Consider the following 210-nt stretch of genomic DNA (forward strand, 5'->3'; position numbering starts at 1 on the left):
GAATCCCCTGAAGGGCCGTCGAAGACTACGACGTTGATAGGTTGGGTGTGTAAGCGCTGTGAGGCGTTGAGCTAACCAATACTAATTGCCCGTGAGGCTTGACCATATAACACCCAAGCAATTTGCAGCTGCAGATTGTGGTGGTGAAGACGAAAGACCCGAAAGTTCGCAACATCACAAATCGCATATCCGAATTAGCCAAGAGTGTTC

The 210-nt window shown here is 49.0% G+C and carries 1 rRNA gene; it reads left to right on the forward strand.

Annotation, left to right across the window (positions count from 1 at the left end):
• Window positions 1–106: ribosomal RNA gene (locus tag L6D77_RS27245) — 23S ribosomal RNA — on the forward strand; the annotation flags it as partial.
• Window positions 107–210: the final 104 nt, after the last annotated feature.

Source organism: Pseudomonas parasichuanensis (genome assembly GCF_021601385.1).
Taxonomy (GTDB): domain Bacteria; phylum Pseudomonadota; class Gammaproteobacteria; order Pseudomonadales; family Pseudomonadaceae; genus Aquipseudomonas; species Aquipseudomonas parasichuanensis.